At 74.6% G+C, this 25,234-nt stretch carries 18 protein-coding genes, 1 tRNA gene, 1 other RNA gene and 1 pseudogene; 13 read left to right on the top strand and 8 right to left on the bottom strand.

Translation table 11 applies throughout. The features are described 5' to 3' along the window. Nucleotides 1-44: 44 nt before the first annotated feature. Together AC07D6_RS16270 and ffs are read right to left on the bottom strand one after the other, a co-directional pair. A complete protein-coding gene (locus tag AC07D6_RS16270) occupies nucleotides 45-2,330 on the bottom strand; it encodes a DNA polymerase III subunit gamma and tau (RefSeq protein ID WP_479044897.1) in 2,286 nt (761 codons plus the stop codon). Between the two features lie 54 nt (nucleotides 2,331-2,384). Further along, an RNA gene (gene ffs, locus AC07D6_RS16265) (signal recognition particle sRNA small type) lies at nucleotides 2,385-2,483 on the bottom strand. A 72-nt stretch (nucleotides 2,484-2,555) separates the two neighbouring features. Between ffs and AC07D6_RS16260 the strand changes: the two genes are divergently transcribed. The 3 genes from AC07D6_RS16260 to AC07D6_RS16250 all read left to right on the top strand — a co-directional run bounded on the left by AC07D6_RS16260 (nucleotide 2,556) and on the right by AC07D6_RS16250 (nucleotide 4,360). Then, nucleotides 2,556-2,643: transfer RNA gene (locus AC07D6_RS16260), tRNA-Ser, on the top strand. 500 nt (nucleotides 2,644-3,143) lie between these two features. After that, on the top strand, nucleotides 3,144-3,323 hold the full coding sequence (locus tag AC07D6_RS16255) for a hypothetical protein (protein WP_315879350.1): 180 nt from the start codon (nucleotides 3,144-3,146) through the stop codon (nucleotides 3,321-3,323). Nucleotides 3,324-4,012: 689 nt separating this feature from the next. After that, nucleotides 4,013-4,360, top strand: coding sequence for a MerR family transcriptional regulator (locus tag AC07D6_RS16250; protein WP_479044894.1), 348 nt, complete (start codon nucleotides 4,013-4,015; stop codon nucleotides 4,358-4,360). A gap of 368 nt (nucleotides 4,361-4,728) precedes the next feature. Here the strand turns inward: AC07D6_RS16250 and AC07D6_RS16245 are convergent, their stop codons facing one another. After that, the gene (locus AC07D6_RS16245) at nucleotides 4,729-5,226 is read right to left on the bottom strand and encodes an MSMEG_6728 family protein (RefSeq protein WP_479044892.1); all 498 of its coding nucleotides are present in this window, start codon (nucleotides 5,224-5,226) and stop codon (nucleotides 4,729-4,731) included. A gap of 416 nt (nucleotides 5,227-5,642) precedes the next feature. On the opposite strand from AC07D6_RS16245, the gene AC07D6_RS16240 reads away from it, so the two are divergent. The 5 genes from AC07D6_RS16240 to AC07D6_RS16220 all read left to right on the top strand — a co-directional run bounded on the left by AC07D6_RS16240 (nucleotide 5,643) and on the right by AC07D6_RS16220 (nucleotide 9,857). Next, nucleotides 5,643-6,092 carry a hypothetical protein gene (locus AC07D6_RS16240; RefSeq protein WP_315879347.1) on the top strand — a complete coding sequence of 150 codons (450 nt, stop codon included), beginning with the start codon at nucleotides 5,643-5,645 and terminating at the stop codon, nucleotides 6,090-6,092. A gap of 107 nt (nucleotides 6,093-6,199) precedes the next feature. Continuing rightward, nucleotides 6,200-7,102 carry an ABC transporter ATP-binding protein gene (locus AC07D6_RS16235; protein ID WP_479044890.1) on the top strand — a complete coding sequence of 301 codons (903 nt, stop codon included), beginning with the start codon at nucleotides 6,200-6,202 and terminating at the stop codon, nucleotides 7,100-7,102. Further along, nucleotides 7,099-7,887 (top strand): ABC transporter permease, encoded by a 789-nt coding sequence (locus AC07D6_RS16230; protein WP_315879345.1) that lies wholly within the window; start codon nucleotides 7,099-7,101, stop codon nucleotides 7,885-7,887. Before AC07D6_RS16235 ends, AC07D6_RS16230 begins: the two co-directional genes overlap by 4 nt. A 7-nt stretch (nucleotides 7,888-7,894) precedes the next feature. Continuing rightward, complete coding sequence (locus tag AC07D6_RS16225; RefSeq protein ID WP_479044886.1) at nucleotides 7,895-9,223, top strand: sensor histidine kinase; 1,329 nt, start codon at nucleotides 7,895-7,897, stop codon at nucleotides 9,221-9,223. Continuing rightward, on the top strand, nucleotides 9,216-9,857 hold the full coding sequence (locus AC07D6_RS16220; RefSeq protein WP_479044884.1) for a response regulator: 642 nt from the start codon (nucleotides 9,216-9,218) through the stop codon (nucleotides 9,855-9,857). Before AC07D6_RS16225 ends, AC07D6_RS16220 begins: the two co-directional genes overlap by 8 nt. A 141-nt stretch (nucleotides 9,858-9,998) precedes the next feature. Here AC07D6_RS16220 and AC07D6_RS16215 read toward each other — a convergent pair whose 3' ends face one another. The 4 genes from AC07D6_RS16215 to cbiE form a co-directional block, all read right to left on the bottom strand. After that, a complete protein-coding gene (locus AC07D6_RS16215) occupies nucleotides 9,999-10,493 on the bottom strand; it encodes a hypothetical protein (protein ID WP_315879342.1) in 495 nt (164 codons plus the stop codon). A 212-nt stretch (nucleotides 10,494-10,705) separates the two neighbouring features. After that, a complete protein-coding gene (locus tag AC07D6_RS16210; RefSeq protein WP_479044882.1) occupies nucleotides 10,706-12,016 on the bottom strand; it encodes an LPXTG cell wall anchor domain-containing protein in 1,311 nt (436 codons plus the stop codon). A gap of 208 nt (nucleotides 12,017-12,224) precedes the next feature. After that, nucleotides 12,225-12,977, bottom strand: coding sequence for a precorrin-4 C(11)-methyltransferase (gene cobM, locus AC07D6_RS16205; protein WP_479044880.1), 753 nt, complete (start codon nucleotides 12,975-12,977; stop codon nucleotides 12,225-12,227). Next, nucleotides 12,974-14,179, bottom strand: coding sequence for a precorrin-6y C5,15-methyltransferase (decarboxylating) subunit CbiE (cbiE, locus tag AC07D6_RS16200; protein ID WP_479044973.1), 1,206 nt, complete (start codon nucleotides 14,177-14,179; stop codon nucleotides 12,974-12,976). Before cbiE ends, cobM begins: the two co-directional genes overlap by 4 nt. Before the next feature lie 705 nt (nucleotides 14,180-14,884). Here cbiE and AC07D6_RS16195 point away from each other — a divergent pair. Both AC07D6_RS16195 and AC07D6_RS16190 read left to right on the top strand, forming a co-directional pair. Beyond that, a complete protein-coding gene (locus tag AC07D6_RS16195) occupies nucleotides 14,885-16,369 on the top strand; it encodes an APC family permease (protein ID WP_479044879.1) in 1,485 nt (494 codons plus the stop codon). A gap of 133 nt (nucleotides 16,370-16,502) precedes the next feature. Further along, nucleotides 16,503-17,495: a hypothetical protein gene (locus tag AC07D6_RS16190; protein ID WP_315879404.1), complete on the top strand. Its 993-nt coding sequence runs from the start codon at nucleotides 16,503-16,505 to the stop codon at nucleotides 17,493-17,495. A 284-nt stretch (nucleotides 17,496-17,779) separates the two neighbouring features. On the opposite strand, the gene AC07D6_RS16185 is transcribed toward AC07D6_RS16190, so the two are convergent. After that, on the bottom strand, nucleotides 17,780-19,831 hold the full coding sequence (locus AC07D6_RS16185; protein WP_479044877.1) for a PhoX family protein: 2,052 nt from the start codon (nucleotides 19,829-19,831) through the stop codon (nucleotides 17,780-17,782). A gap of 269 nt (nucleotides 19,832-20,100) precedes the next feature. On the opposite strand from AC07D6_RS16185, the gene AC07D6_RS16180 reads away from it, so the two are divergent. The 3 genes and pseudogenes from AC07D6_RS16180 to AC07D6_RS16170 all read left to right on the top strand — a co-directional run. Beyond that, nucleotides 20,101-21,909 carry a VWA domain-containing protein gene (locus tag AC07D6_RS16180; RefSeq protein WP_479044875.1) on the top strand — a complete coding sequence of 603 codons (1,809 nt, stop codon included), beginning with the start codon at nucleotides 20,101-20,103 and terminating at the stop codon, nucleotides 21,907-21,909. Nucleotides 21,910-22,184: 275 nt separating this feature from the next. Next, on the top strand, nucleotides 22,185-23,804 hold the full coding sequence (gene metG / locus AC07D6_RS16175) for a methionine--tRNA ligase (RefSeq protein ID WP_479044873.1): 1,620 nt from the start codon (nucleotides 22,185-22,187) through the stop codon (nucleotides 23,802-23,804). 438 nt (nucleotides 23,805-24,242) lie between these two features. Further along, nucleotides 24,243-25,133, top strand: a pseudogene (locus AC07D6_RS16170) (DMT family transporter); the annotation flags it as partial. Between the last annotated feature and the right edge of the window lie 101 nt (nucleotides 25,134-25,234).

Genomic DNA, 25,234 nt, shown 5'->3' with positions numbered 1-25,234 from the left:
GGCGAGCGACCTGGTCTTTGTGCGGGCCGCCGAGTGGACGGCCCCTACTCGTTCGTGTATTCCTCCACCACGGTCGCGCCGAGCTCGCGGACGATCAGGTCGTGGCCGGAGAGCGCGGAGTCGACGAGGTCCGGGTCGTCCTCCTCCGGTACGTCGTCCTCGGGCGCGACCGGCGGGGGCGTGGTGGGGCGCCGGGCCTCGTGGCCGGCCGGTCCGGCGCCGGGTCCGCCCTGCGGCGGCCGGTGCGGTGCGGGGGCGGCCGGGGGCTGCTGCGCGGGGCGGGGCGGGGCCTGGGGGGGCTGCGGGCCGGGCGCGGGCATGCCGGCGGGGCGGCCGTGTCCTCCTTGGTGGGAGGGGGCCTGCCCGGCGCCGCCGGACGGGTCGACGATCGCCTCGATCTTCCAGTCGACGTGGAACTGCTCGGCGAGGGCCTGTCTCAGGACCTCCTCGCTGCCGCTGCTCGCGAAGTTGTCGCGGGCGCCGGCGTTGAGGAAGCCGAGCTGGAGGGTGGTGCCGTCGAACCCGGCGACCTGGGCGTTCTGGCTGAGCAGGATCCACGTGAAGCGGCGCCTGTTCTTGACGGCCTCCAGGACGCCGGGCCACATGGCGCGCGCCTGGGCGGCGCCCTGCGCCATGTCGGCGGAGACGCCGGCGGCGGGGGTGGGGGCGGCCGGGGGCGCGGCGGGGGCGGGTGCCTGGGGCTGCGGCGGCTGGGCGGGCGCGGCGGGGCGGCCCTGGCCGGGCGCGGCGGCGGAGGGCCAGGCGCCGGGCTGCCGCGCGCCACCGCCGCCACCGGCACCGGGTGCGGCGGCGGTGGGCCAGGCACCGGGGGCGCGGGACGCGGGCGCGGCGGTCGGGGGCACGGCGGGCGGCCCCACAGGAGCCGCCGGAGCCGTCGCGGTCACCGGGGTCGTCGGAGCCGTCGGGGTCACCGGAGCCGACGCGGCGGGGGCCACGGGCTGCGCGGGAGCGGGCGGCGGCGCGGCCGGAGCACCCGCTCCGCCCCCCGCCTGCGGGTCGCCGCCCCGCACGGCGGCACGCGCGGCGGCGGCCCCGCCGCCGTCCGGCGCGCCCGCGTACGCGGCACCCGGCGCCGCGACGGCGTCGGGCGCGTGGGCGCCGGGCCCCGGCACGTACCCCACGGCGGGTCCGGGCCCGGCGGGCTGGAAGCGCGCGCCGCGCTCCAGGCGCTCCAGGCGGGCCTGCACCGACCGCTCGTCGTCGAACGCGGCGGGCAGCAGCACGCGCGCGCAGATCAGCTCCAGCTGGAGGCGGGGCGAGGTGGCGCCGCGCATCTCGGTCAGCCCGGTGTTGACGATGTCGGCGGCGCGGCTGAGCTCGGCGGCGCCGAACGTGGACGCCTGGGCCTGCATGCGCTCGACGACGTCGGCGGGCCCGTCGACGAGCCCCTTGTCGGCGGCGTCGGGCACGGCCGCGAGGATCACGAGGTCACGCAGCCGCTCCAGCAGGTCGGCGACGAACCGGCGGGGGTCGTTGCCGCCCTCGACGACCCGGTCGACCACCTCGAACGCGGCCGCGCCGTCACCGGTCGCGAACGCCTCGACGACCGCGTCGAGCAGCGACCCGTCGGTGTACCCGAGGAGGGACGTGGCCATGGCGTACGTCACGCCCTCCTCGCCGGCGCCGGCGAGGAGCTGGTCCATGACGGACATCGAGTCGCGCACGGACCCGGCGCCGGCCCGCACGACGAGCGGCAGCACGCCGTCCTCGACGGGGATCCCCTCCCGCCCGCACACCTCGGCGAGGTAGTCCCGCAGCGTCCCGGGCGGCACGAGCCGGAACGGGTAGTGGTGGGTCCGCGACCGGATGGTCCCGATGACCTTCTCGGGCTCGGTCGTCGCGAAGATGAACTTGAGGTGCTCGGGCGGCTCCTCGACCACCTTCAGCAGGGCGTTGAAGCCCGCCGGGGTGACCATGTGCGCCTCGTCGATGATGTAGATCTTGTACCGGCTGGAGGCGGGCCCGAAGAACGCCTTCTCGCGCAGGTCGCGGGCGTCGTCCACACCGCCGTGCGACGCGGCGTCGATCTCGATCACGTCGATGGAGCCCGGCCCGTTGCGCGCGAGGTCCCGGCACGACTGGCACGCGCCGCACGGGGTCGGCGTGGGCCCCTCCTCGCAGTTCAGGCACCGCGCGAGGATGCGGGCGCTGGTCGTCTTGCCGCAGCCGCGCGGCCCGCTGAAGAGGTACGCGTGATTGACCCGGTTGTTCCGCAGCGCCTGCTGCAGCGGGTCGGTGACATGCTCCTGCCCGATGACCTCGGCGAAGGACTCGGGTCGATAGCGGCGGTACAGCGCGAGGGACGACACGCTTACGACGATATCGGGCCCCACCGACAAACGGCCCGCCCCAAGATCCCCACCAACGCAAGCGCCCCCCACGCACCCGCCAGAGCCGACCTACCCTTGCTGCCTTCCGGCCCTGGGGGAGTTCAGTCAGATAGCGCCACGTGAGGGGCTGCGCCCAGCGTACCCGATCCTTCGCCCGGGGAACGAGTTCGCGAGCACGGCTCAACGTCATGTAATGTTTCCGGCGGAGGATTCGCCTAGAGGCCTAGGGCGCACGCTTGGAAAGCGTGTTGGGGGCAACCCCTCACGAGTTCGAATCTCGTATCCTCCGCCAGTGCCTCACCGGGCACGATGTCGAAGGGCCCCACCGTTCGCGGTGGGGCCCTTCGACGTTGTCCGGCCATTTCCACCTCAGTAGGCCTCGGAACGGGTGTTGGGACCGCGTCCAGGACCTCCCCGGGCTCTTGCCGACGGTCATGTCCGGGACGACCCCGACGCGCGCAGAGCGGCCCTCCTGCCAGGCAAGTCCGGTCGCGTCGGCCTGTTACCAACAACGGCTGGAGCATGGCCGGTCAGCGCACAGGCACCCCGCATCCGGGGGTCGAAGGACACCGACCGGGTGTCGCGCACCTGACCGCCCGAGGGTGTACGACCCTGCGGATCAGTACGCGTGAAGAGCGAAGACGCAGCTCAGACAGGGGTTGCGGCGCTAACCCGCACATCACTCATCCTCACCGTGCTGCCGGGGACCTCCGCAGCCCACGGAAGGGGTGGAGCTCATGCGCTCCGCTTCGTACGTGCGAGTCACTCGCCTACTCAAAAGGATGTTTCTCGATGTCCCTGATCATGCTCGTGCTCCTCGTAGTGGTCATCCTCCTGACGCTGCTCCTGGCCTTGGCGCTCGGTCTGCTGGTGCTCTCGCGGCCCGCGCTGACGGCGCCGGTCCAGACCGCGATGGGCGGCGTCGCGGCGATGGTGGCGCTGATGGCCCTGCTCGTGGCCGCCACCCGTTGACAGACGCGGGGACACGGCTTTCGGCATCGCTCTCCCTCCGCCTGCTCGTCCGGGCGGTCGGAGGCCCCGGCCCATGGGGAATCGGGGCCTCCGGCTTCGTCCGGCCCGGTCATCCGTTGGTCGACCCCGCAAGGCTCCTCCGGCCTGCTGTACGACCTTCCGGAGCAACGGCCCGGTGACGTGCGCGCACCGGCCGCGATCCGTTTCCGCTCCCGGCCCCGGGCTTCCCAGGACTGCCGTGGGATCTCGTTCGTCAGCGTGAACCGCAGGAAGCCTGAGATCCCTGCGCATCAAAATCTACTCTCGCCAGAGTAGACATTGGCTCCTTGCACGGTTAGGCTTTTTCTCGTTGACAGAGTCGAGAGAGACCCGGCAGAGACGAACTGGCGGGTAGTGGTACCGCAGTACGCATTCACCCAGTGGTTGGTTCAGAGGAAGGACGGAGGAGCAGACGCCATCAGGATCGCCCGGCCCGAGGAGCCCTCGGCCCGGGTACCGCAAGACCCCTGGATTGGATGGTGGTCCCCGGTCACGCAGCCGCGATCCCCGCACCCCTCCCCTCGTCGGGACGGGTAGCGGAAACAGAAGGTCGGCACAGCAAGAGGGCCGACAGATGGTGTTGAATTTCCTTCGGGGCCCTGGTGCCGTACGGCACCAGGGCCCCTCGACGCGTTGCACAACGAGGTGACATGGCAGCAGACACTCCGCTCAGCGATCGTCTGGACGACGACTACCCCGCGTACACCATGGGCCGGGCCGCCGAGATGCTCGGCACCACCCCCGGTTTCCTCCGAGCCATCGGCGAGGCCCGTCTGATCACTCCGCTGCGCTCGGAGGGCGGACACCGCCGGTACTCCCGCTACCAGTTGCGGATCGCCGCCCGCGCCCGCGAGCTCGTGGACCGGGGAACCCCGATCGAGGCTGCCTGCCGCATCGTCATCCTCGAGGACCAACTCGAGGAAGCCCAGCGCATCAACGCCGAGTACCGCCGCGCCGCGAGCGAGGCGTCCGGCGGCTCCCGTACCGGTTCGAGCTGATCCCGCGGGCGCGGGCGGGTCGGCCCGAGCGCGTACGGCTCCGGAAGGCGCACGGGTGAAGACGCGCAGGTGAGGGCGTGTGTGCCGGCTGTCAGGCCCCGTCCGCCGTCCCTCCGGCCCCGCTCGCCGTCCGTCCGGCCGTCCCCTCTGCCGCGGGTCGGAACGGCCTTGGGCGAACCACGTTGGAGAGCGGGGTGACCCCTCGCGGGTGCGCGTCCCGGGCCTCGGCGCCGCGGGGGCCGCGGGGGCCGGTGCGGTCGTCCACGGGCCGGCCGGGACCCGGTGGTCTGGTGGCCTGGTGGTCCGGCGGCCCGATGCCTGGTGACCCGATGGCTCGGTGGTCCGGTGGTCCGGTGGGGTGCGCGGGGTCAGCGGGGCGGCGGTCGGTCGGGGAGCGGGACGCTCGGACGGTCCGACGCCGGCCAGACGTACGGCAGGTCGTCGGGCACGCCGGGAAAGAGGTGGCCGTAGGCGGCCGGTTCCTTGCGGACGAGGGCCGACCGGTGGCTGCGGTGGAAGGTGTCGTCGCCGAGCCAGGGCGGCAGCTCCCCCGCGGCGGCCAGGGCCGCCTGGTCGCGTACCGGCGCGTGGGGGTGGAGCGCGGCGAAACCGGAGACGAGCGAGGCCGCGCAGCCGTCCTGGTGGCCCAGGCCGCGCCACACCCCGCACACCTCCAGGCCGTACCGGACCAGCGCCTCCTCGTACCCGGCCCACATCCGCACCGCCGGGTGCCGGCGCCACCCGTAACCGGGCACCGTGAGGCCCCGCAGGACCTGCAGCGCCTCCACCCGTTGCTTGCCGAGCCGGCGGCGGTCCAGGGCCAGCGCGGAGGCCCGGAAGTCGGGGTAGGGGAGGAAGGTCTGCATCTGTCGCCCCTCGTACGGCGTGCGGAAGCCCGGTGCCGGTCCCCACGCGGGTACCACGCGGGTACCACGTGGGGCGCGGGCCGCACCTCCCCCGCCGCCGTCCTCGGCCTGGTCACCCGCCCCCGGTCGTCCGGCCGGCCGCCCTTCCCCTGGCGATCCGGCCTGGTCGCCCGTCCCATGGTGATCCGGCTGGTCTTCCGTCCCCCGGTGATCCGGTCCGGCCGACCACCCCACACCGGTCCGGCCCAGCCACCCGCCCCACAACGGTCCGGCCCGGCCGCCCGTCCCACGGCGGTCCGGTGCGTGTTCCCGTACGGGGGCGGGGCACGCTCAGGAGTGGGCCGCGGCGGGTGCCCGCCGCGGCCCCACGGGGCGGGCACCCGCCCGTCCTCCCCCACCGGCTGGACGGCAGGAACATGAACACGCACCACGACGGCCCCGACCGGGCCCACCAGCGCCCCGAAGGTGTCAGCGACACACTGGTGGAGGCGCTGGGGGCGCTGTCGAAAGCACTGGAGACGACGGAACGGGCACGGGGGCACCTCTACGGCTTCCACCAGCTGACCGGCACGGCGGACCTGGAGCTGGACCGGGCCGTGGCACTGCTGCGCGAGGCCGGCCACCCGGAGTGGGCCGAGAAGGTGCGCAAGGAGATCCTGGGCCGCAACGTCATCCCCGGCCACTGGACCTTCCAGATCGTCGAGGCCTATGACGACACGTACTACCAGCCGTTCAAGGACCTCGAACGCGCCGCGGTGGACGAGCTGGCCGAGGGCCGCGCCCACCTGTACGAGGCGGAGATGAAGGAAGCCCGCCGCACCCCCGGTCACCCTGCCCACACCGCCCGCCCCGACACCACCGCGTGACGGGGCGCGCCGGGAAGGTCGTACCCGGACATCGACCGATCGGTTGATGGCGGGTCGAGCGCGATGGCCGATGTCCGGGCCCGCCCCGCCCCGGCAGGCTCATGGACATGGCAATCATCGAAGTCAGCGGCCTCCGGAAGGTCTACGGGGGCAGGGCGGTCGTCGACGGGGTGTCCTTCGCCGTCGAGGAGGGCGAGGTCTTCGGGATCCTCGGCCCCAACGGCGCCGGCAAGACCACCACCGTCGAGTGCGTGGAGGGGCTGCGGCGGCCCGACGCCGGCACCGTGCGCGTCGCCGGGTACGACCCCGCCGCCGACCGCGGCCCCGTCACCCAGATCCTCGGCGCGCAGTTGCAGGAGAGCGAACTCCAACCGAAGATCACTGTCCGGGAGGCGCTCGAACTGTACGCCGCCTGCTACCCGGACCCCGCCGACTGGCGTGCCCTCGCCGAGCGCCTCGGGCTCGCCGACAAGCTCGGCACGCGGTTCGCGCGGTTGTCCGGCGGCCAGAAGCAGCGCCTGTTCATCGCGCTCGCCCTGGTCGGCAACCCCCGGATCGTCGTCCTCGACGAGCTGACCACCGGGCTCGACCCGCGCGCCCGCCGCGACACCTGGCGACTCGTCGAGGACGTGCGCGACAGCGGGGTCACCGTGCTGCTGGTCACGCACTTCATGGAGGAGGCCCAGCGCCTGTGCGACCGGATCGCCCTGATCGACAAGGGCCGGATCACCGCGCTGGACACCCCGGCCGGGCTCATCGGGCGCGGCACGGGCGGTACGGAGGTCTCCTTCCGGCCCTCCGCCCCGCTGGACACCCGGGACCTGGCGGCCCTGCCGTCCGTCGCGTCCGTGACGGAGCGGGACGGCCGGATCCTCGTCCGCGGCACCGACGAGACCGCGGGCGCCGTACTGTCGCTGCTCGCCGGTCGGGGCGTCACCGCCCACCAACTCCGCGTCACCGAAGCGACCCTCGACGACGCCTACCTCGACCTGACGGGACAGGACGCATGACCACCACCACCCGCCCCCGCCCCGCCGCCCGCCCCGTCACCGCCAGAGGCGGCGCCACCGCCGTCCTCAAGGCCGAGGCGCGCCTCTTCCTGCGGGAGCCCGCCGCCCTCTTCTGGATCCTCGTCTTCCCCACGGCCCTGCTGTGCGTCCTGGGCGCGATCCCCTCGTTCCGGGAACCGTCGCCCGATCTGGGCGGCCTGCGCGTCGTGGACCTGTACGTCCCCATCGCCCTCCTGCTCGCCCTGATCACGGCCGGCATCCAGTCCATGCCGCCCGTCCTCACCGGTTACCGCGAGCGCGGCATCCTGCGCCGCATGTCGACCACGCCCGTGCGGCCCGTCGCCCTCGTCGGCGCGCAGATCGCGCTGCACGGCGCCGCCGTCGCGGTCTCCGCGCTGCTCGCCCTCGCCGTGGGCCGGATCGTCTTCGGCGTGGCCCTGCCCGGTCACGTGCCCGGGTACCTCGTGGCCTTCGTACTCGCCGCGTCGGCCGCCCTGGCGCTCGGCGGCACCGTCTCCGCCGTCAGCCGCACCACCAAGATCACCCAGGCGGTGGGGTCGGCGGTGTTCTTCCCCGCGATGTTCACCTCGGGGGTCTGGCTGCCGGTCGCGGCCATGCCGGACGCCCTCCAGCGCATCGTGCTCCTCACGCCTCTGGGCGCCGCCGCACGGGCCCTCGACCAGGCCGCCGCGGGGGGCTGGCCCGACGGGACGCTCTTGGCGATCATGGCCCTGTGGGCGGTGCTGCTGACGGTCGCGGCCCAACGCTGGTTCAGGTGGGAGTAGGACACGCATGACGACGACGCTCGAGGAGCGGTGGGCGCAGTTCTTCCGGTACGGCCCGTACCTGCTGCTCGGGCTCGCCACGCTCATCTCCGCCGCCACCGCCGACCTGCTGATGACCCCGCGTGAAGTGCGCGTCGCGGCGGCCCTGCTCCTCGCGTCGCTGGTCCTCCAGGTGTGGTGGAGCCGGGCCGCGCCCCGGCCGGACGGCGGGACGCCGGAGAAGCAGGAGAAGGGGAAGCCGGAAGGCCGCAAGCCGGAGGGGCGGACGGCGGAGAGCGGCGTCGGCGCGGGGCCCGCCGTGCCGGTGCCGTCCGGGGGGAGCGTCGCGGGGCGCGTCTACTTCACCCTGCGTACCGTCCTCGCCTTCGCCCTCACCTGGCTCAACCCCTTCTTCGCGATCTACGCCTGTCTCGGCTACTTCGAGGCCAGGCGCCTGCTGCCGACGCGTGCCGCCCGGGCCGGGCTGGTCGTCACCGCCGTCACGATGGCGGGCTCCCAGTCCGGCGGCCTCCCGCCCGCCTCCCCGATGAACTGGGCCGCCTTCGGCGTGCTGTTCGCGCTCAACGCGGTCCTCACCATGGTCATGGACCACCTGGAGACCAAGGAGGCGGAGAAGGCCGCCGAGCGGGCCGGGACCATCACCGCCCTGGAGGAAGCCCTCGCCGAGAACGCCGCCCTTCACGCCCAACTCGTCGTCCAGGCACGGGAGGCGGGGGTCGCCGACGAGCGCCGCCGTCTCGCCGCCGAGATCCACGACACGATCGCCCAGGGTCTGACCGGCGTCATCGCCCAGCTCCAGGCGGTCGCCACCACCGCCGACCCGGACCTGGCCCGCGAGCACCTGGACCGCGCCCAGGCGCTCGCCCGCCGGTCCTTGGGCGAGGCCCGGCGCTCCGTGCAGAACCTCTCCCCGTCCGCCCTGGAGCACGACGCGCTTCCCGAGGCGCTGAAGAAGACCGTCGCCGAGTGGGCCGAACGCACCGGCGTGGACGCCCGGTTCACGGTCACCGGCACCGAGGAGCCGCTGCACGACGAGGTCGCCGCGACCCTCCTGCGGATCGCCCAGGAGGCCCTCGCCAACGCGCACCGGCACGCCGGCGCCACCCGCGCCGGCGTCACCCTCTCCTACATGGGCGACGAGGTCACCCTGGACGTACGGGACGACGGGCGCGGCTTCGACCCCCTCGCCGTGCCGCCGCGCACCGGCGCCGGCGGCTTCGGCCTCGACGGCATGCGCGCCCGCGCCGAACGCATCGCGGGCACCGTCACCGTCGAGTCGGAACCCGGCCACGGCACCGCGATCGGCGCCCGCGTACCGTTGGTGCGCCATGACTGACCGCGTCATCACCCTGCTGATCGTCGACGACCACCCCGTCGTACGGGACGGTCTGCGCGGCATGTTCGCCTCCGACCCCGGTTTCGACGTCCTCGGCGAGGCGGCGGGCGGGATCGAGGGCGTCGAACTCGCCCTGCGCCTCGACCCGGACGTCGTCCTCATGGACCTGCGCATGCCGGCCGGCAGCGGGGTGGAGGCCATCGCCGAACTCACCCGGCTCGGCGCCCGTTCCAAGGTCCTCGTCCTCACCACGTACGACACGGACTCCGACACGATCCCCGCGATCGAGGCGGGCGCCACCGGCTACCTGCTCAAGGACGCGCCCCGCGAGGACCTGTTCGCGGCGGTCCGGGCGGCTGCCGAGGGACGCACCGTCCTGTCGCCCGCCGTCGCCTCCCGCCTGGTCTCCGCCGTCCGGAGGCCCGCCGTGCCCGCGGGCGAGGCGCTGTCGGCCCGTGAGCGCGAGGTCCTCGGGCTGGTCGCCAAGGGCACGTCCAACCGCGAGATCGCCCGCGAACTCTTCATCAGCGAGGCGACGGTGAAGACCCATCTGACCCACCTGTACGGCAAGCTCGGCGTGAAGGACCGCGCGGCCGCGGTGGCGGTCGCGTACGACCGCGGCATCCTGGGCTGAGCCGGGGCGGACGACGGGCCGGGCCGCCCGGTTCGGGCCGGACCGGGCCCGGAGGGGAGCGACGTACGGGCCCGGCCAGGCACGACCGAAGAAACGGCGTGCGCGCCGGGCCGGACCCGGAGGAGTGACGTACGGGGCGGATCAGCGGCCGGGAGGGGTGGCCGGGCGGCGGGTGGCGCCCGGGGGCCAGACGATCTCCACCGGGACGTTCCGGGCCCGGGCGAAGGCGACCAGGTGGGCCGTCGCGTCGCGGGCGTCCGTGGGGGAGCCGTCCCAGACCGCCAGGAGCAGGCGGCTCGTGGTGATCATGCGCTCGTCGGCGCCGACGCACGCGTCGCGGCCCTCCGGGTCGTACGGCACGAGCCGCGTCTGCGCGGCCAGCCGCAGCAGTTCGCCCGCCGCGCGGCGGTCGCGGTGCGGCAGCACCGCCGGTACCGAGCCCTGCGCCGGGAGCACCACCACCAGGGGCCGGCCCGCCTCCCGAGCCGCGCGGCCGAACGCCAGCGGCAGGCCCGCCCCGACGCGCACGACGCCCTTCGCGCCGTCCGCCTGGCGTACCAGGCGGGTGTGCAGTTCCGCCTCGACCAGGGTCAGCGTCTCGGGGGTCAGGTCGGTGTGCCCGACCACCGCGATCACCTCGCGGCTCGCTCTCCGGCCATGGTGCCTCCCGTTCGTCCGTGGTGGGCGTCCGCCAGTGAACACAGGTCGCCGGGGGGAACGGAAGGGGGGCGCGGGGGCGTACGGCAGGGGCGGGGGTGGTGGACGGCGCGCGGTTCGGTGCGCCGAAGGCCCCGGCGGCGACGACCCGGGGGTCGGGGCGGCCGGGGCCTTCGCGGTGGTACGGGGTGTCAGGCGTCCGTCGTACGGCGGCGGCGGACGGCGAACACCGCGCCCGCGCCGAGCGCCACGGCGGCGCCGCCCGCGAGGGCGAGGCCGTCCAGGGAGTCGGAGGAGCCGGTCTTCGCGAGCGTCCCGCCCGTCGTCGTGGTGGTGGCCGTGGTGGTCGGCGTGGCCGTCCCGACCGGGGTGGTCGTGCCGCCGCCCTGCGCGGACGGGCCCGGCGACGGGCTGGCGCCGGTGGCCGCGACGACCTGGAACTTGTGGGCCTTGAGCGTGGTGTTGGCGCCGCAGTCGTCGCCGCGCTCGTACCAGCCGTACACCTCGACCCGGCCCGACCAGTCCTTGAGCGAGGCGGCGGGGTTCAGCCGCAGCTTCAGGTCCGCGTGGGCGCCGGGCTCCAGCGCGCCGACGTTGACGCCGATCCCCCAGGAGCTCCAGTCGCGCCACTTCGAGGAGGCGGCCGTCGCGTACTGGGGCTTGAAGAGGTCGACGAGGTTCTTGCCGCCGGGCGCCAGGGTGACCTGCCCGTACGCGCGGTCCACCTTCTCGTCCGTGTTGTTGGTGACGCGGACGGTGAGGTCGACGGCGGTCCCGGCGGTGACCTTCTCCGGCAGGCCGGTCAGCTCGGCGACGAGGGCGTCGTCTCGGGCGCACATGCCGTTGTCGTCGTCCTTGCCCGCCTCCTTCGCGTCCGCGAGCGCCTTCTCGGCGGCGGCGAGCTCGGCGCGGGCCTTCTCCACGGCTTCCTGCAGCAGGCTGTACGCCCGCACGGCGGCGACGCGCGCGTCGGTGTAGGCCTCGCCGGCGTCGGCCAACTTCTTGTCGGCGGCGGCCTTCTCGGTCGCGGCGGCGTCGGCGACGGCCTGCGCGTCCTGGACGACCTTTTCGGCGGCCTTCCGGTCCTCGGGCGTCGCGGTGCCGTCCAGCCCGGCCAGCTTCGCCTTGGCCTCGTCCAGGGCCTTCACGGCGGCGGTGTGCGCGGCGGTGGCGGCGGCGGCTTCCTTCTGGGCGGTGGCGTACGCGACGGCTTCCGGCAGGTCGCTGTCGTAGAGGTCCTCCTTCAGCTCCTCGTAGGCGGCCTGCTTGGCGGCCACGGCCGCCTCGTACGCCTTGCGGGCCTCCTCGACGGCCTTCTCCAGGTCCTCGATGGACGGGCCCTTCGCGAGGGTGCCGGGCGACGGGGACGGGGACGCCGACACGGCCGGGGGCGTGGGCGGCGGGGTCACGGTCGCGGCGGACGCGGGGCCCGCGGCGAGGAGGAGTACGGGCGCGGTGACGGCAGCGGCGACGGCCGTTGCGAGAGTACGTCTGTTCTTCACGGATGCTCTTTCTCGGGAGCGGACGTCGTGAACGCGTCGGAGCACGTCGATGATCGGTCGATCGTAGGGAGCGGTTTCCGTCACGGCGAAGGCGGACGGTCCCGCCCCGGCCCGCCCGGTCACGCAACGAACCTCTCCACCACCGGGCGAAGTCGGGCAATCGACACAGTTGCCCCCTCACCTCCGATTTCCCGTGTGGGGATTCTCATCAGTCGCAGACGTGCCGGTCCCGCTCCGGGGAGTACAGGTGGCTGTCGCGGAACTGCGTCGCCGCGAGGGTGCGGCCGACGAGGATCACCGCCGTGCGCGTGACGCCCGCGGCCTTCGTCTGCCCGGCGATGTCCGCGAGGGTGCCGCGCAGCACCAGCTCGTCGGGGCGGCTCGCCATCGCGACGACGGCGGCCGGGCAGTCCTCGCCGTAGTGCGGGACGAGTTCGGCGACGACGCGGTCGACGTACCGGGCCGCCAGGTGCAGCACCAGCAGGGCGCCGCTGCGGCCGAGGGTCGCCAGGTCCTCGCCCTCGGGCATGGGCGTGGCCTGCTGCGCGACGCGCGTGAGGATGACGGTCTGCCCGACGGTCGGCACGGTCAGCTCCCGCTTCAGCGCCGCCGCCGCCGCGGCGAACGCCGGGACGCCGGGGACCACCTCGTACGGCACCCCGGCCGCGTCGAGGCGCCGCATCTGCTCCGCGACCGCGCTGAACACGGACGGGTCGCCGGAGTGCAGCCGGGCCACGTCGTGGCCGGCCTCGTGGGCGCGGACCAGCTCCTCCGTGATGGCGTCCAGGTCCATGCGGGCCGTGTCGACGAGGCGCGCGTCCGGCGGGCACTCGGCGAGCAGATCCTTCGGCACCAACGAGCCGGCGTACAGGCACACCCGGCAGGAGGCGAGGGTGCGGGCGCCCCGCACCGTGATCAGGTCGGCGGCACCGGGGCCCGCGCCGATGAAGTAGACCGTCATTGTTCCTCTGCTCCCGCCTTCGTTACGGACCACTGCGTGACCGGCATCGCCTGTCGCCAGCCGGTGAAGCCGCCCACCGGCACGGCGTGGGCGACCGCCAGCCGTACGAGTTCGCCGCCGTACCGCCGGTACCGCTCCGCGAGGAGCGCCTCCGACTCCAGCGTCACCGTGTTCGCGACGAGGCGTCCGCCGGGGCGCAGCGCCGCCCAACACGCGTCGAGCAGGCCGGGCGCGGTGAGGCCGCCGCCGACGAAGACGGCGTCCGGCGCGTCGAGGCCCGCGAGGCCGTCCGGCGCGGCGGCGGTGACCACGCGCAGGCCGGGCACGCCGAGGGCGGCGGCGTTGCGGGCGATCCGCTCCGCACGCGCCGGGTCCCGCTCGACGGTGATCGCGCGGCACGTGCGGTGGACGCGCATCCACTCGATGCCGATGGAGCCGGAGCCGCCGCCGACGTCCCACAGCAGCTCGCCCGGCGCGGGTGCCAGCGCGGCGAGCGTCGCGGCGCGGACGTGGCGCTTGGTGAGCTGCCCGTCGTGCTCGTACGCCTCGTCGGGAAGGCCCGGTACGGCGCCGAGGCGCGGGGCGCCGGGGGCGCGGACGCACTCGACGGCGACGAGGTTCAGGGGGTCGCCCGGCGGGTGCGGCCAGTCGTCGGCGGTGCCGTGCAGGGCGCGCTCGCGGTCCGGGTGGCCGAGCTGCTCCAGGACCCGCAGGCGGCTCGGGCCGTAGCCGCGGGCGCGCAGCAGGGCGGCCACCTCGGCGGGGGTCGCCGCGCCGGCGCTGAGCACGATCAGGCGGCGGCCGTCGTGGAGGGCGGCGGTCAGGGTGTCGAGGGGGCGGCCGACGAGGGTGACCGTCTCGGTGTCCTCCTGCGGCCAGCCCAGGCGGGCGCAGGCGTACGCGACGGAGGACGGGTGCGGCAGGACGCGCAACCGGTCCGGTCCGAGGACCTCCGCGAGGGCGCGCCCGACGCCGTGGAACAGGGGGTCGCCGCTGGCCAGGACCGCGACGGCCCGGTCGGCGTGCGCCGCGAGGAGGGTGGGGACGGCGAGACGGAGGGGGCTGGGCCACGGCACGCGCTCGGCGGTCACCTCGGCCGGGAGGAGGTCCAACTGGCGGGCGCCGCCGCCGATGACCACGTCGGCGGCGCGGAGGGCCGCGCGGGACGGCTCGGGCAGGCCGGCCCAACCGTCGGCGCCGATGCCGACGACGGCGACGGTGCCGGGTCGGGGGCGGGTGCCGGCGTCGGTGCCGGTGCCGGGGTCGGTGCCGGTGCCGGGGCCGGTGCCGGTGCCGGGGCCGAAGTGGATTCCGGGGTCGGTGCCGGTGCCGGGGCGGGGGTCGGTCCCGGTTCCGGGGCGGTTGCCGGTGCCGTCGGGGCGGGTGCCGTGGTCGGGACGGAGGCCGGTTCCGGTTCCGGGGCGGGTGCCGTGGTCGGGGCGGGGGTCGTCCTGGCCGCCGGCGGGGCCGCCTGTCGGGCCGCCGGCCGGACGGGGCGCTGGACTGCTCGCGGGCCTGCTCACGGGCCGGAACCCTACCGGCCGGTCGGAGGGCGGGTGGGCGGCGGGGGGCCGTGAAGGGCCCGGCAGCACACCGGACCACGGGCCGGGCCGGAAGTCCACGGACCGGTCCGGGGTTCGGCGGGGGGCCTTCGCCCTCCGGAGGGAGCCCGGTGTTCCCCGCCCCCGGGGCGTTCCGTGGTTCCGCGGGGAGTCCGGGCGGCCCCGCGGTGGTGCGGCCCACGGCATCCGCGTACCGGCCGGGTCCGGTGACCGGGCTCCGGGCTCCGGGCTCCGGGCTCCGGGCTCCGGGCTCCGGGCTCCGGGCTCCGGGCTCCGGGCTCCGGGAGCGAGATTACGATGCGGCTGTCCCCGCGCCATTTCCCCTGCCAGACAAGGACGTTCGGCATGCGCAACTCTTCCGGCAGAGGGCTCCGGCCCAACGCGCTGGGCACGTTCGACACCGTCGTGATGGCGGTCGCGGGAAGCGCCCCCGCCTACTCGCTGGCGGCGACGACCGCCGTGCTCGTCGGGGCCGTCGGGCTCGCCGCCCCCGCCGCGCTGCTGTACTGCGCGCTGCCCGTGCTGGGCATCGTGCTGGCCTACGGGAGGCTCGGGCGGCTCGACGCGAACGCGGGCGCCGCCTACTCGTGGGTGGGGCGGACCCTGCACCCGTTCCTCGGCTTCCTGTGCGGGTGGGCGCTGGTCGTGTCGGCGACGCTGTTCATGGTGGCGGGGACGCTGCCGGCGGGGGCGCTGACGCTGGCCCTGTTCGCCCCGGAGGCGGCGAAGGACACGTGGTCGGCGACGGCGGTCGGGGCGGGCTGGTTCGTGGTGATGCTGCTGGTGGTGCTGGGCGGGGTGCGGCTGTCCGTACGGACGCAACTGGTCATCACCGGGGTCGAGCTGGTGCTCCTCCTGCTGTTCGTGCTCGGCGCGGTGGCGCACGGCGGCGCGGCGGCCGCGTTCGACTGGTCGTGGCTGGGGTTCGGGCACTTCGACGGGGTGTCGGGCTTCGCGACGGGCGCGCTGATAGCGGCGTTCTCCTACTGGGGCTGGGACGTCACCGGCAACCTCAGCGAGGAGACGCGCGACGGCCGGCGCACGGCCGGGCTGTCGGCGCTCGTCGGGGTGGGGATCGTCTTCCTGCTGTTCGAGGCGTTCACCGTCGCGGTCAACGTCGTCCTGACGACGGAGGGGATCAGCACGCGCGGCGACATCGGCACCCTCGCCCTGCTCGGCGACGCGGTCTGGCCGGGGATCGGCGGGAAGTTGCTGGTCGTGGCGGTGATGCTGTCGACCGTCGCGACGCTGGAGACGACGCTGATCCAGGTGACGCGGACGCTGTTCGCGATGGGCCGGGACCGTACGGTGCCGGCCGCGTTCGGGCTGGTGCACCGCCGCTGGAACACCCCGTGGGTGGCCGTCGCCGTCGTCGGCGGGGTCGCGCTGGCGCTGTTCGTCGCGTCGAACGCGCTCGGCTCGGTCGGCGACGTCCTGTCCGGCGCGGTCGGCGCGATGGGCTTGCAGGTCGCGTTCTACTACGGCCTCGCCGGGATCGCCGCCGTCGTCGCGTACCGTCGCGTACTGCTGTCGTCGGTGCGGGAGTTCCTGCTGGGCGGGGTGTGGCCGCTGGCGGGGGCCGCGTTCATGCTGTGGATCTTCTACGAGTCGCTGGCGGAGCTGTCCACCGCGTCGCTCGTCATCGGCCTCGGAGGGCTCGCGACAGGACTCATTCCGATGATCTGGTATTGGCGGCGGGGCAGTTCGTACTACCGTCCGGCGAAGCTGGACGCGGTACGGAACCTGGCGGCGGAGGCGGACGTGCCGCACGGCGACGTACCGCGGCAGCACCGGCCGGCCGCCGACGAGGACCTGGCGACCGACTTCTGACCACGCGACCGACCACGCGAACGGGGGAGAAGGCATGGCCGCACGTCACCGCGCCACCGGAGGGGGACGCCCGGACCGGAACGCGGGCGCCGGGAAGTTCCGGCACGGGCGCGTCACGAGACGCGTCGGGCTCATGGGCCGCGCGGCCCGCGCCGCGCGCGAGAACCGTTTCGTCCCCGAGCCGGACCCGTACTTCGGGGACGAGGCGCTCGGCGACGTGCGCCACGACATCGCCATCGGCCGCTGGCAGGGCGTACGGGACCTGCTGCGCGCCACCGGGGACGACTGGCCGCGGCGCACCCACCGCATCCGGCTCCTCGCCCACGCGGCGGCCGGCACGTCGGTCGTCGAGTGCTGGCGGGCCGCCGAGCCCGACGACCCGGACGCGGCGGTGCTGCGGGCCGCGACCGAGGTGGTACGGGTCTTCGACGCGGCGATCGCGGCGGGCCGCAGCCGCTCCGTGGACCGGGCCCGGCTCGATTCCACGGTCCTGGCCTGCCTGTCCGCGGCGGACGCCCGGCCCGCGGACCCGATGCCGTGGGTGTCGCTGTTGACGGTGGCCCGGCTGTACGAGGGCGGGGTGTGCCGGGCGGAGCTGCGCCGCTGGTGGGACGAGCTGCGCCGGCGCGACCCGCACAACGCGGAGGGCCACGTGCAACTGCTGCGCTACTGGTCGGCGCGGTGGCACGGCACGCACGGCTCGATGTACGACTTCGCGCGGGACGCGGCCGGCGCGGCGCCCCCCGGCTGCCCGCTGCCGGTGCTGGTGCAGATCGCCCGCGTCGAGGAGTACCGGTACGTGGTCGACGGGGCGCTGGGGCGGGGCCGGGGGCCGGGCTCGGTGCGGGGCTTCGACCAGCACTGGAAGCACGAGCTGGCGGTGGTGGAGGTACGGCGCACCTGGGAGCGCTGGATCGGCGACCGCGCGCCGGGGCCGGTCCGGCCGGAGGAGGTGGAGCTGCTGAACTACCTGACGCACGCGGCGTGCTACGCGGGGCGGCTGGAGGTGGCGAACGACCTGTTCGGGCTGCTGGGGGCGCGGGTGTCACGGGTCCCGTGGTCGTACACGGGCGATCCGGCGGAGCAGTTCACGAGGTGGCGCGCACAGGCCCGCGCCACCCCGTGAAGCCCCGCCCCGGGCCGGTCCGGCTGCCGTACGGTCCCGGCCCGGGGGTCCGGGTCCGGGCCCGGTAGCCCAGGTCCGGGCCTGGTGTTCCGGGTCCCGGCCGGGGTTCGGGTCCCGCCCGGGGTTCAGGTCCGGGTCCGGTCCCGGCCCGGGGGCCGCCGCGGGGGGCGGGCGTCCGGCTCCGTGGGGACGCCCGCCCGGTCGCGGCCCCGGCCGTCGCCGGGCACCGGCCGGCCGCCGTCGGGCGCCACGGGGCGCCGTCGGGCGCCAGCCGGAGGTCGCGGTCAGACGCCGATCGGGCGGCCGTCCTCGCGGTAGACGGCGACGACGGACGGGCGGACCAGCCGGCCCGGGCCGTCGGGCCACGACGAGGCCGGCTTCTCGACGGACGCGCCGTCGACCTCGCCCGGGTGCTGCACGGCGACGAGCACCCGGCGGTTCTGGATGACCGGCCCGCACGTCTCAGCGCCCACCGGGACGGTCAGGAACTGCTTCAGCTCACCGCGCCGCTCGCCGTGCGTGGCCACGCCGAACAGGCCGTCGTGGGTGCCGAGCGCGTTACCGTCCGTGGAGATCCACAGGTTGCCGTACGCGTCGAAGGCGACGTTGTCGGGGCAGGAGATCGGCGACACCTTCTCCTTCGGGTACCCGGCGAAGTACGTCGACGGGTCGTCCGGGTCGCCCGCGACGAGGAACAGCCGCCACGCGAAGCCGTCCGACGCCGGGTCGTCCCAGTGCTCGGCCAGCTCCAGGATCTGGCCGTGCTTGTTCCTCGCGCGCGGGTTCGCCTCGTCGACGCCGGGCTTCCCGTCCGTGCCGCGCTGCGAGTTGTTGGTCAGGGCGACGTACACGCGGCCCGTGCGGGGCGACGGCTCGACGTCCTCGGGGCGGTCCATCTTGGTGGCGCCGACCTTGTCCGCGGCGAGCCGCGTGAAGACGTACACCTCCTCGGCGGTCATGCCGGGGACGTGCGACACGTCGCCCGTGGCCAGCGGGATCCACACGCCGGAACCGTCGAACTCGCCGTCGTTCGGGAGCTTGCCGGTGCCGTCGAACTCGGCGGCGGGCGAGTCGCCGGTCAGCTTCGCGACGTACAGGGTGCCCTCGTCGAGGAGGGTCAGGTTGTGCGCGCGGGCGGCGCGGGAGGAGCCCTTCATCATCCGCTTGGACGAGACGAACTTGTAGAAGTAGTCGAAGCGCTCGTCGTCGCCCATGTACACGACCGGGCGGCCGTCGTCGGTGAGCCGGGGCTGCGCGGCCTCGTGCTTGAACCGGCCGAGCGCGGTGCGCTTGCGGGGCGTGGAGTCGGAGTCGTACGGGTCGAGTTCGACGACCCAACCGAAGCGGTGCGACTCGTTGGGCTCCTGCTTCGCGTCGAAGCGCTTGTCGAACCGCTCCCACTTGCGCTCGGTGGCGCCGGAGACGAGGCCGTAGCGCTTGTCGGTGGCGGAGGAGCCGTTCGCGAAGTACTGGTTGAAGTTCTCCTCGCCGTGGAGGGTGGTGCCCCACGGGGTGGTGCCGCCGGCGCAGTTGTTCAGCGTGCCGAGGACCTTGCGGCCCGACGGGTCGGCGGACGTCTTCAGCAGGTCGCTGCCGGCGGCCGGGCCGGTCAGCTCGAACACGCTGGTCGCGGTGAGGCGGCGGTTGAGCGGGTGCCGGGTGACCGGGGTCAACCGGCCGGTGCGGTGCTCCTCCTGCACGACGACGACGGACAGGCCGTGCGCGGCCCAGGCGATCTCGACCTGCTCGCGGGTCGGGTTCTCCGGGTCGTACCCGCGGAACATCAGGACCTCGTCGGTGTACTCGTGGTTCGCGACGAGGACCTGGCGGCCCGGCTCGCCCCGCAGGGGCAGCAGGGAGAGGAAGTCGTTGTTGTAACCGAACTGCCCCGCCTGCGCCTTGGCGGTCTGCCGGTCCGGGTCGAAGGCCGGCGCGCCGCGCAGGATCGGCTCGCCCCAGCGGATGACGACGTTCTGGGTGTAGCCGCGCGGGACGGTGACCTTGTCGGCGGTGTTCGGCGCGACGGGCGTGAAGCGCAGGCCGCGCGCACCCGACGGCGTACCGGTGCGGTGCGCCGCCGCCTGCGCGGCGTGGGCCTCCTGGGCGCCCGAGCCGAGGACGGCGCCACCCGCGGCGGTGGCGACGGTCACCACGGCGGCGGCGCGCATCACCGAACGGCGGGAGAGGGCACCGGCGATGACGTCGCCGACGTACTCGTTGTCGCTGGTGTTGGGCACCTCGTGGAAGCAGGCGTCGCCGCAGCGGTAGCGGCAGGTCAGGGCGGACCGGCCGCCGGCGTGCGGGGTCGTGGTGAGCAGCGGCAGCAGCTTGCGCACGGTGTTCCTCCTTCGGCGCGCACCGCGCCGACGTCGTGTCGTGATCGTCCGGCGGCGACGTTAGGCGGGCCCCCGAGCAGGGCGGCGGCGCGGGAGTGAACGCGTGGTGAATGGGGGGCGTCAAAGGCGGTCTTGACGCGAATGGACGGCACCGGTACACGCCACTCCGGGCGGCTAACCTTACGTGTCCGCCCTGGCCAGGGATGATTCCTAGGTATTCCCAGCAGTACGGACATATACGGCACCCTCTATGCGAAAGGCCACGGCTCATGGGCATTCGGAGCTTGCTGCGCAAGGTGTTCGGACGCGACCGCGACGCGGAGCGCGACGAGTCGACGGACACTCCCTCCGTCCCGCCCCAGGCGGAACGCACGGTGCCCGGGGACGAGCCGCCGGCGACGGTCCCGTCCCAGGCGGAACGGCAGGCCCCGACCCCGGAGGAGGTCGCGGCGGAGCTGGTGGCGGCCTCCTTCGACAACCCGAAGCCCACGATCCCGACGGCCCGGGCCGATTCCTCGGAACCCCCGGCCGCCGAGCCCCCGGCCACTGCGGATCCGGCCACCACGAAGCCGGTCGCCTCGGACCCGGACCCCGTGGCCACGGCCGCCTCGGACCCGGACCCCGTGGCCACGGCCGCTGCGGAGCCGACCGCCTCGGAGCCGACTGCCGTGGAGCCGACCGCGCATGCGCCCGAGGCCGTGGACGCCCTGGACGCGGACCGGCCGGACGCCGCCGCCGAGCCCGAGCCCGAGGCCACGACAGCCGAGCAGCCCCCGGTGGACACCACCACCCCGGTGGCCGAGCCCGCCGCCGTGGAGACCGCCGAACCCACCGCCGACACCGCACCGCAAGAGCCCCGGCCCGAGGACGCCCCCGACGCGGACAGCGCGGACACTGCCGCCACCTCCGAGCCCGAGGCCACGACAGCCGAGCAGCCCCCGGTGGAATCCGCCGAAACGGTGGCTGAACCCGCCGCCGTGGACACCGTCGAACCCACCACCGACACCGCACCGCAGGAGCCCGGTGCCACGACGGCCTCCGACGCGGACGGTACGGCCGCCGACTCCGTGGAAGCAGCACCGGACACGACCGCCCCGGAAGCCGGGGCCGTCGACGCGCCGCAGGAGCCCGAGACCGGGAACGCCCCCGCCGCGGACACCACGGACACCACCGAGACGGACACCGCTGACGCGGACACCACGGACACCACGGAGACGGACACCGCCACCGGTGCGGTCACCACCGGCCCGGACGGTGGAGCCGCTCCGGAGGCCCCGGGCGGCGGGACCCCGGAAGCCGGCGCCTCGGAAACGAAGACCCCTGAGACCAAGGCCCCGGAGGCCAAGGCTTCAGAAGCCAAGGCTCCAGAAGCCGAGGCCCCGGAAGCGGAGGCCCCGGAGGCCAAGAGCGGTGAGCCCGCCGTCGCGCTGCGGCGGGTCAAGGCCGTGGCGCCCGAGAACGTCGTCGAGGCGTACAAGGCCGCCGGCGCCGCGCTGCGCAAGCGGGGCCTCGCCGGGAAGCGGGCCACCGTGTACCTCGTGCTCGACCGGTCGGGGTCCATGCGCCCGTACTACAAGGACGGCAGCGCCCAGCACCTCGGCGAGCAGGCGCTCGCCCTCGCCGCGCACCTCGACGAGAACGCGACCGTGCCCGTCGTGTTCTTCTCCACCGAGGTCGACGGCACCGGCGACGTCACCCTCGACAACGTCGAGGGACGGATCGACACCCTGCACGACGGCCTCGGACGCATGGGTCGCACCAACTACGACCGCGCCGTCCGAGAGGTGCTCTCCCACCACGAGAAGGCCGACCCCGGCCGCCCCGCGCTGGTGATCTTCCAGACGGACGGCGCCCCCGAGTCGAAGACCGCCGCCACGCAGGCCCTCGCGGAGGCCGCCGCGACCGGGCGGCCGGTGTTCTGGCAGTTCGTCGCGTTCGGCGAGGAGGACGCCAAGGCGTTCGACTACCTGCGCAAGCTGGACGTCGACAACGCCGCCTTCTTCCACGCCGGCCCCGCCCCCCGGGACGTCCCGCACGCCCGCTTCTACCGCGAGCTCCTCGCCTCCTGGCCGGCCTGACCCCGGCCGTCCCGCCCCCGGCCGGTCCGAGGCGCCGCCGCCGGCGCGGGGGCCGGGTCCACCGTCACGACCGGGCCCCCGCCGATCCCACCGGGCTCACCGGCCCCACCGGCCCCGCCGGGCCCACCGCTCCCGCCAGGACCCGCGAGGGCGGCGAGCGGCTCGGGGGACGGCGGCCCGTCCCCGTCCGGGCCGACCCGGACCGCCGCGCCCCGGAGGCGGGCGGAGGCGAATGGAGGTGAGGGGGGCTTCGGCCGACCGATAGGATTTCGACCATGGCGGCCACTGGATCCGAGAAGCAGGGGGACGAAGGCGTGAAGGCCTTCTACGTATCGACCCCCATTTACTACGTCAACGACGCTCCTCACCTGGGCCACGCCTACACGACCGTCGCAGGCGACGTGCTCACGCGCTGGCACCGTCAGCGCGGCGAGAAGGTGTGGTACCTCACCGGCACGGACGAGCACGGTCAGAAGATCATGCGCACGGCCGACGCGAACGGGGTCACCCCCCAGGAGTGGTGCGACAAGCTCGTCGAGGAGGCGTGGAAGCCCCTCTGGCAGCACCTGGACATCGCGAACGACGACTTCATCCGCACCACGGAGAAGCGGCACACGGACCGCGTCCAGGAGTTCGTGCAGGACCTGTACGACAAGGGCGAGATCTACAAGGGCGGCTACGAGGGCCCGTACTGCGTGGGCTGCGAGGAGTACAAGCTCCCCGGCGACCTGATCGAGGACGAGCAGGGCACGAAGCTCTGCCCGATCCACAAGAAGCCGGTGGAGATCCTCAAGGAGGAGAACTACTTCTTCAAGCTCTCCGCGTACGGCCCGAAGCTCCTGGAGTTCTACGAGGCGAACCCGGGCTTCATCCAGCCCGAGTCGGCCCGCAACGAGGTCGTGAACTTCGTCAAGCAGGGCCTCCAGGACCTGTCGATCTCCCGCTCGACCTTCGACTGGGGCATCCCGATCCCGTGGGACGAGAAGCACGTCATCTACGTGTGGGTGGACGCGCTCCTGAACTACGCGACGGCCGTCGGCTACGGCTCCGACCAGGCGAAGTTCGAGTCGACGTTCCCCGCCGACGTGCACCTGGTCGGCAAGGACATCCTGCGCTTCCACGCGGTGATCTGGCCCGCGATGCTGATGGCGCAGGGCCTGCCCCTGCCGGGGAAGGTCGCGGCGAACGGCTGGCTGATGGTCGGCGGCGAGAAGATGTCGAAGTCGAACCTGACCGGCATCAAGCCGCAGGACCTGACCTCGCACTTCGGCGTGGACGCCTACCGCTGGTACTTCCTGCGGGCGATCGCGTTCGGCAGCGACGGCTCGTTCTCGTGGGAGGACTTCACCGCCCGCTACACCTCCGAGCTGGCCAACGACTACGGCAACCTCGCCTCGCGCGTCGCGGCGATGGTCGGCAAGTACTTCGACGGCGCCCTGCCGGAGGCCACGGCCGCCGGTGACGCCGAGTGGGCCGTCCGGGACGGCCTGGCGAAGGCGGTCGCGGAGGCCGACCGGAAGATCGGCGAGGAGCTGGACTTCCAGGGCGGCATCCTGGCGGTCTTCGACTTCGTGAAGCAGGTCAACGGCTACATCACGGAGCAGGAGCCCTGGAAGGTCGCGAAGGACACGTCGCCGGAGGGCCGTGCCCGCCTGGCGACGATCCTGTACACGGCGGCCGAGTCGCTCCGCGCGGTGGCCGTCCTGCTGAACCCGGTGATGCCGGAGACGTCCGGGAAGCTGTGGGAGTCCCTCGGCGCGGAGCCCGCCCTGGGCGCCCTCGCCGACCAGCCGCTCGCCGATGCCGGCAGGTGGGGTCAGCTCCCGCCCGGCGCGACGGTGACGAAGGGCGCGGTCCTGTTCCCGCGCCTGGAGGAGCCCAAGAAGGACGCCTGACGGCTCTCCGCGAGGACCGCCGCCCCACCCGCGGGGCGGCGGTCCCGTGCGTCCGGCACCCACCCGCCCGACGGCGAGACGGCCGTGACCGTCCGACAGGGACACCACCCGCCCGACGGCGGGGCGACCCGCCCGACGGCGGCGCGGCACGGCTCGCCCGGCGGCCACTCCGCCACGGCACGACCCGCCCGGTGACCGTCCGGCGGCCACCCCGCCACGGCACCACCCGCCCGACGACCACCCGCCCACCGCACGGCAGGCACCACCCACCCGACCGGCGACCGGCTGGCTGCGGGACGATCGTTCGGCGGTACGACCCGCCCGGCGGCCACCCGGTCGGGGCGCGGCGCGGCCGTCCGGTGACCGTCCGGCGACGACGAGGTCCCCGGCCCGACCCCCGCGTGCCCGTGCGCCCATACCGCCGCCGAGGAGCCTCCCGTGTCCGCTGCCGTCGCCCGCCGGCCCTGGCTGACCGACCTGCCCGTACTGCTGGTCGCCGTCGTGTGGGGGTCCAGTTACCTGGCCGCCAAGGGGATCACCACCGCCGGGACGGTGCTCGCCGTGCTCGTGCTGCGGTTCGCGGTCGTGGTGCCCGTGCTGGTCGTCGCCGGGTGGCGGAGGCTGCGGGGGATGAGCCGGGCGCAGGTGCGGGGGGCCGGGGTGCTGGGGGTGATCCTCGCGGGGATCTTCGTCCTGGAGACGTACGGCGTCGTCCACACCTCCGCGACCAACGCCGGGCTGATCATCAGCCTCACCATGGTCCTCACCCCGGTCGCGGAGAGCCTGGTGCGCCGGACCCGACTGTCCGGGGCGTTCGCGGCGGCGGCCGGGACGTCGGTGCTCGGGGTGGTGCTGCTGACGCAGGGCGCCGGGTTCAGCGCCCCGTCCGGCGGGGACCTGCTGATGCTGGGCGCCGCCGTGGCCCGTACGGCGCACGTGCTGGCGATGGCGCGGATGGGGTCGGTGCGGGGCGCGGACTCCCTGTCGCTGACGACCGTCCAGTTGGGCGGGGCGGTGTTGGTGTTCGCGCTGCTGGCGGTGGGATCCGGCGGGGGCGGCGCGCCGTGGGCGGTGGCCTCCGGGTTCGGGGCGGGCGAGTGGCTGGGGCTGCTGTACCTGTCGGTGTTCTGCACACTGTTCGCGTTCTTCGTCCAGATGTGGGCCGTACGGCGCACGTCCCCGTCGCGGGTGAGCCTCCTGCTCGGTACGGAGCCGGTGTGGGCGGCCGTGGTCGGCATCGCGCTGGCGGGCGACCGGCCGGACTGGCTGGGGTTCGCGGGCGTCGTGCTGGTCCTGGGCGGTACGGCGTGGGGACGCGCCGCCGCCGACCGAGACGGGGACCGGAGCGGGGACCGGAGTAGGGGCCGGAGCGGGGACCAGGACGGGGACCGGAGCGGGCAGCGGAGGCGGGACGCGGACCGGGGGACGGT

The organism is Streptomyces sp. NPDC045287 (assembly GCF_056432325.1).
Note: the sequence above shows the minus strand (reverse complement) of the source record. Positions and strands in the feature narration are given on the sequence as shown.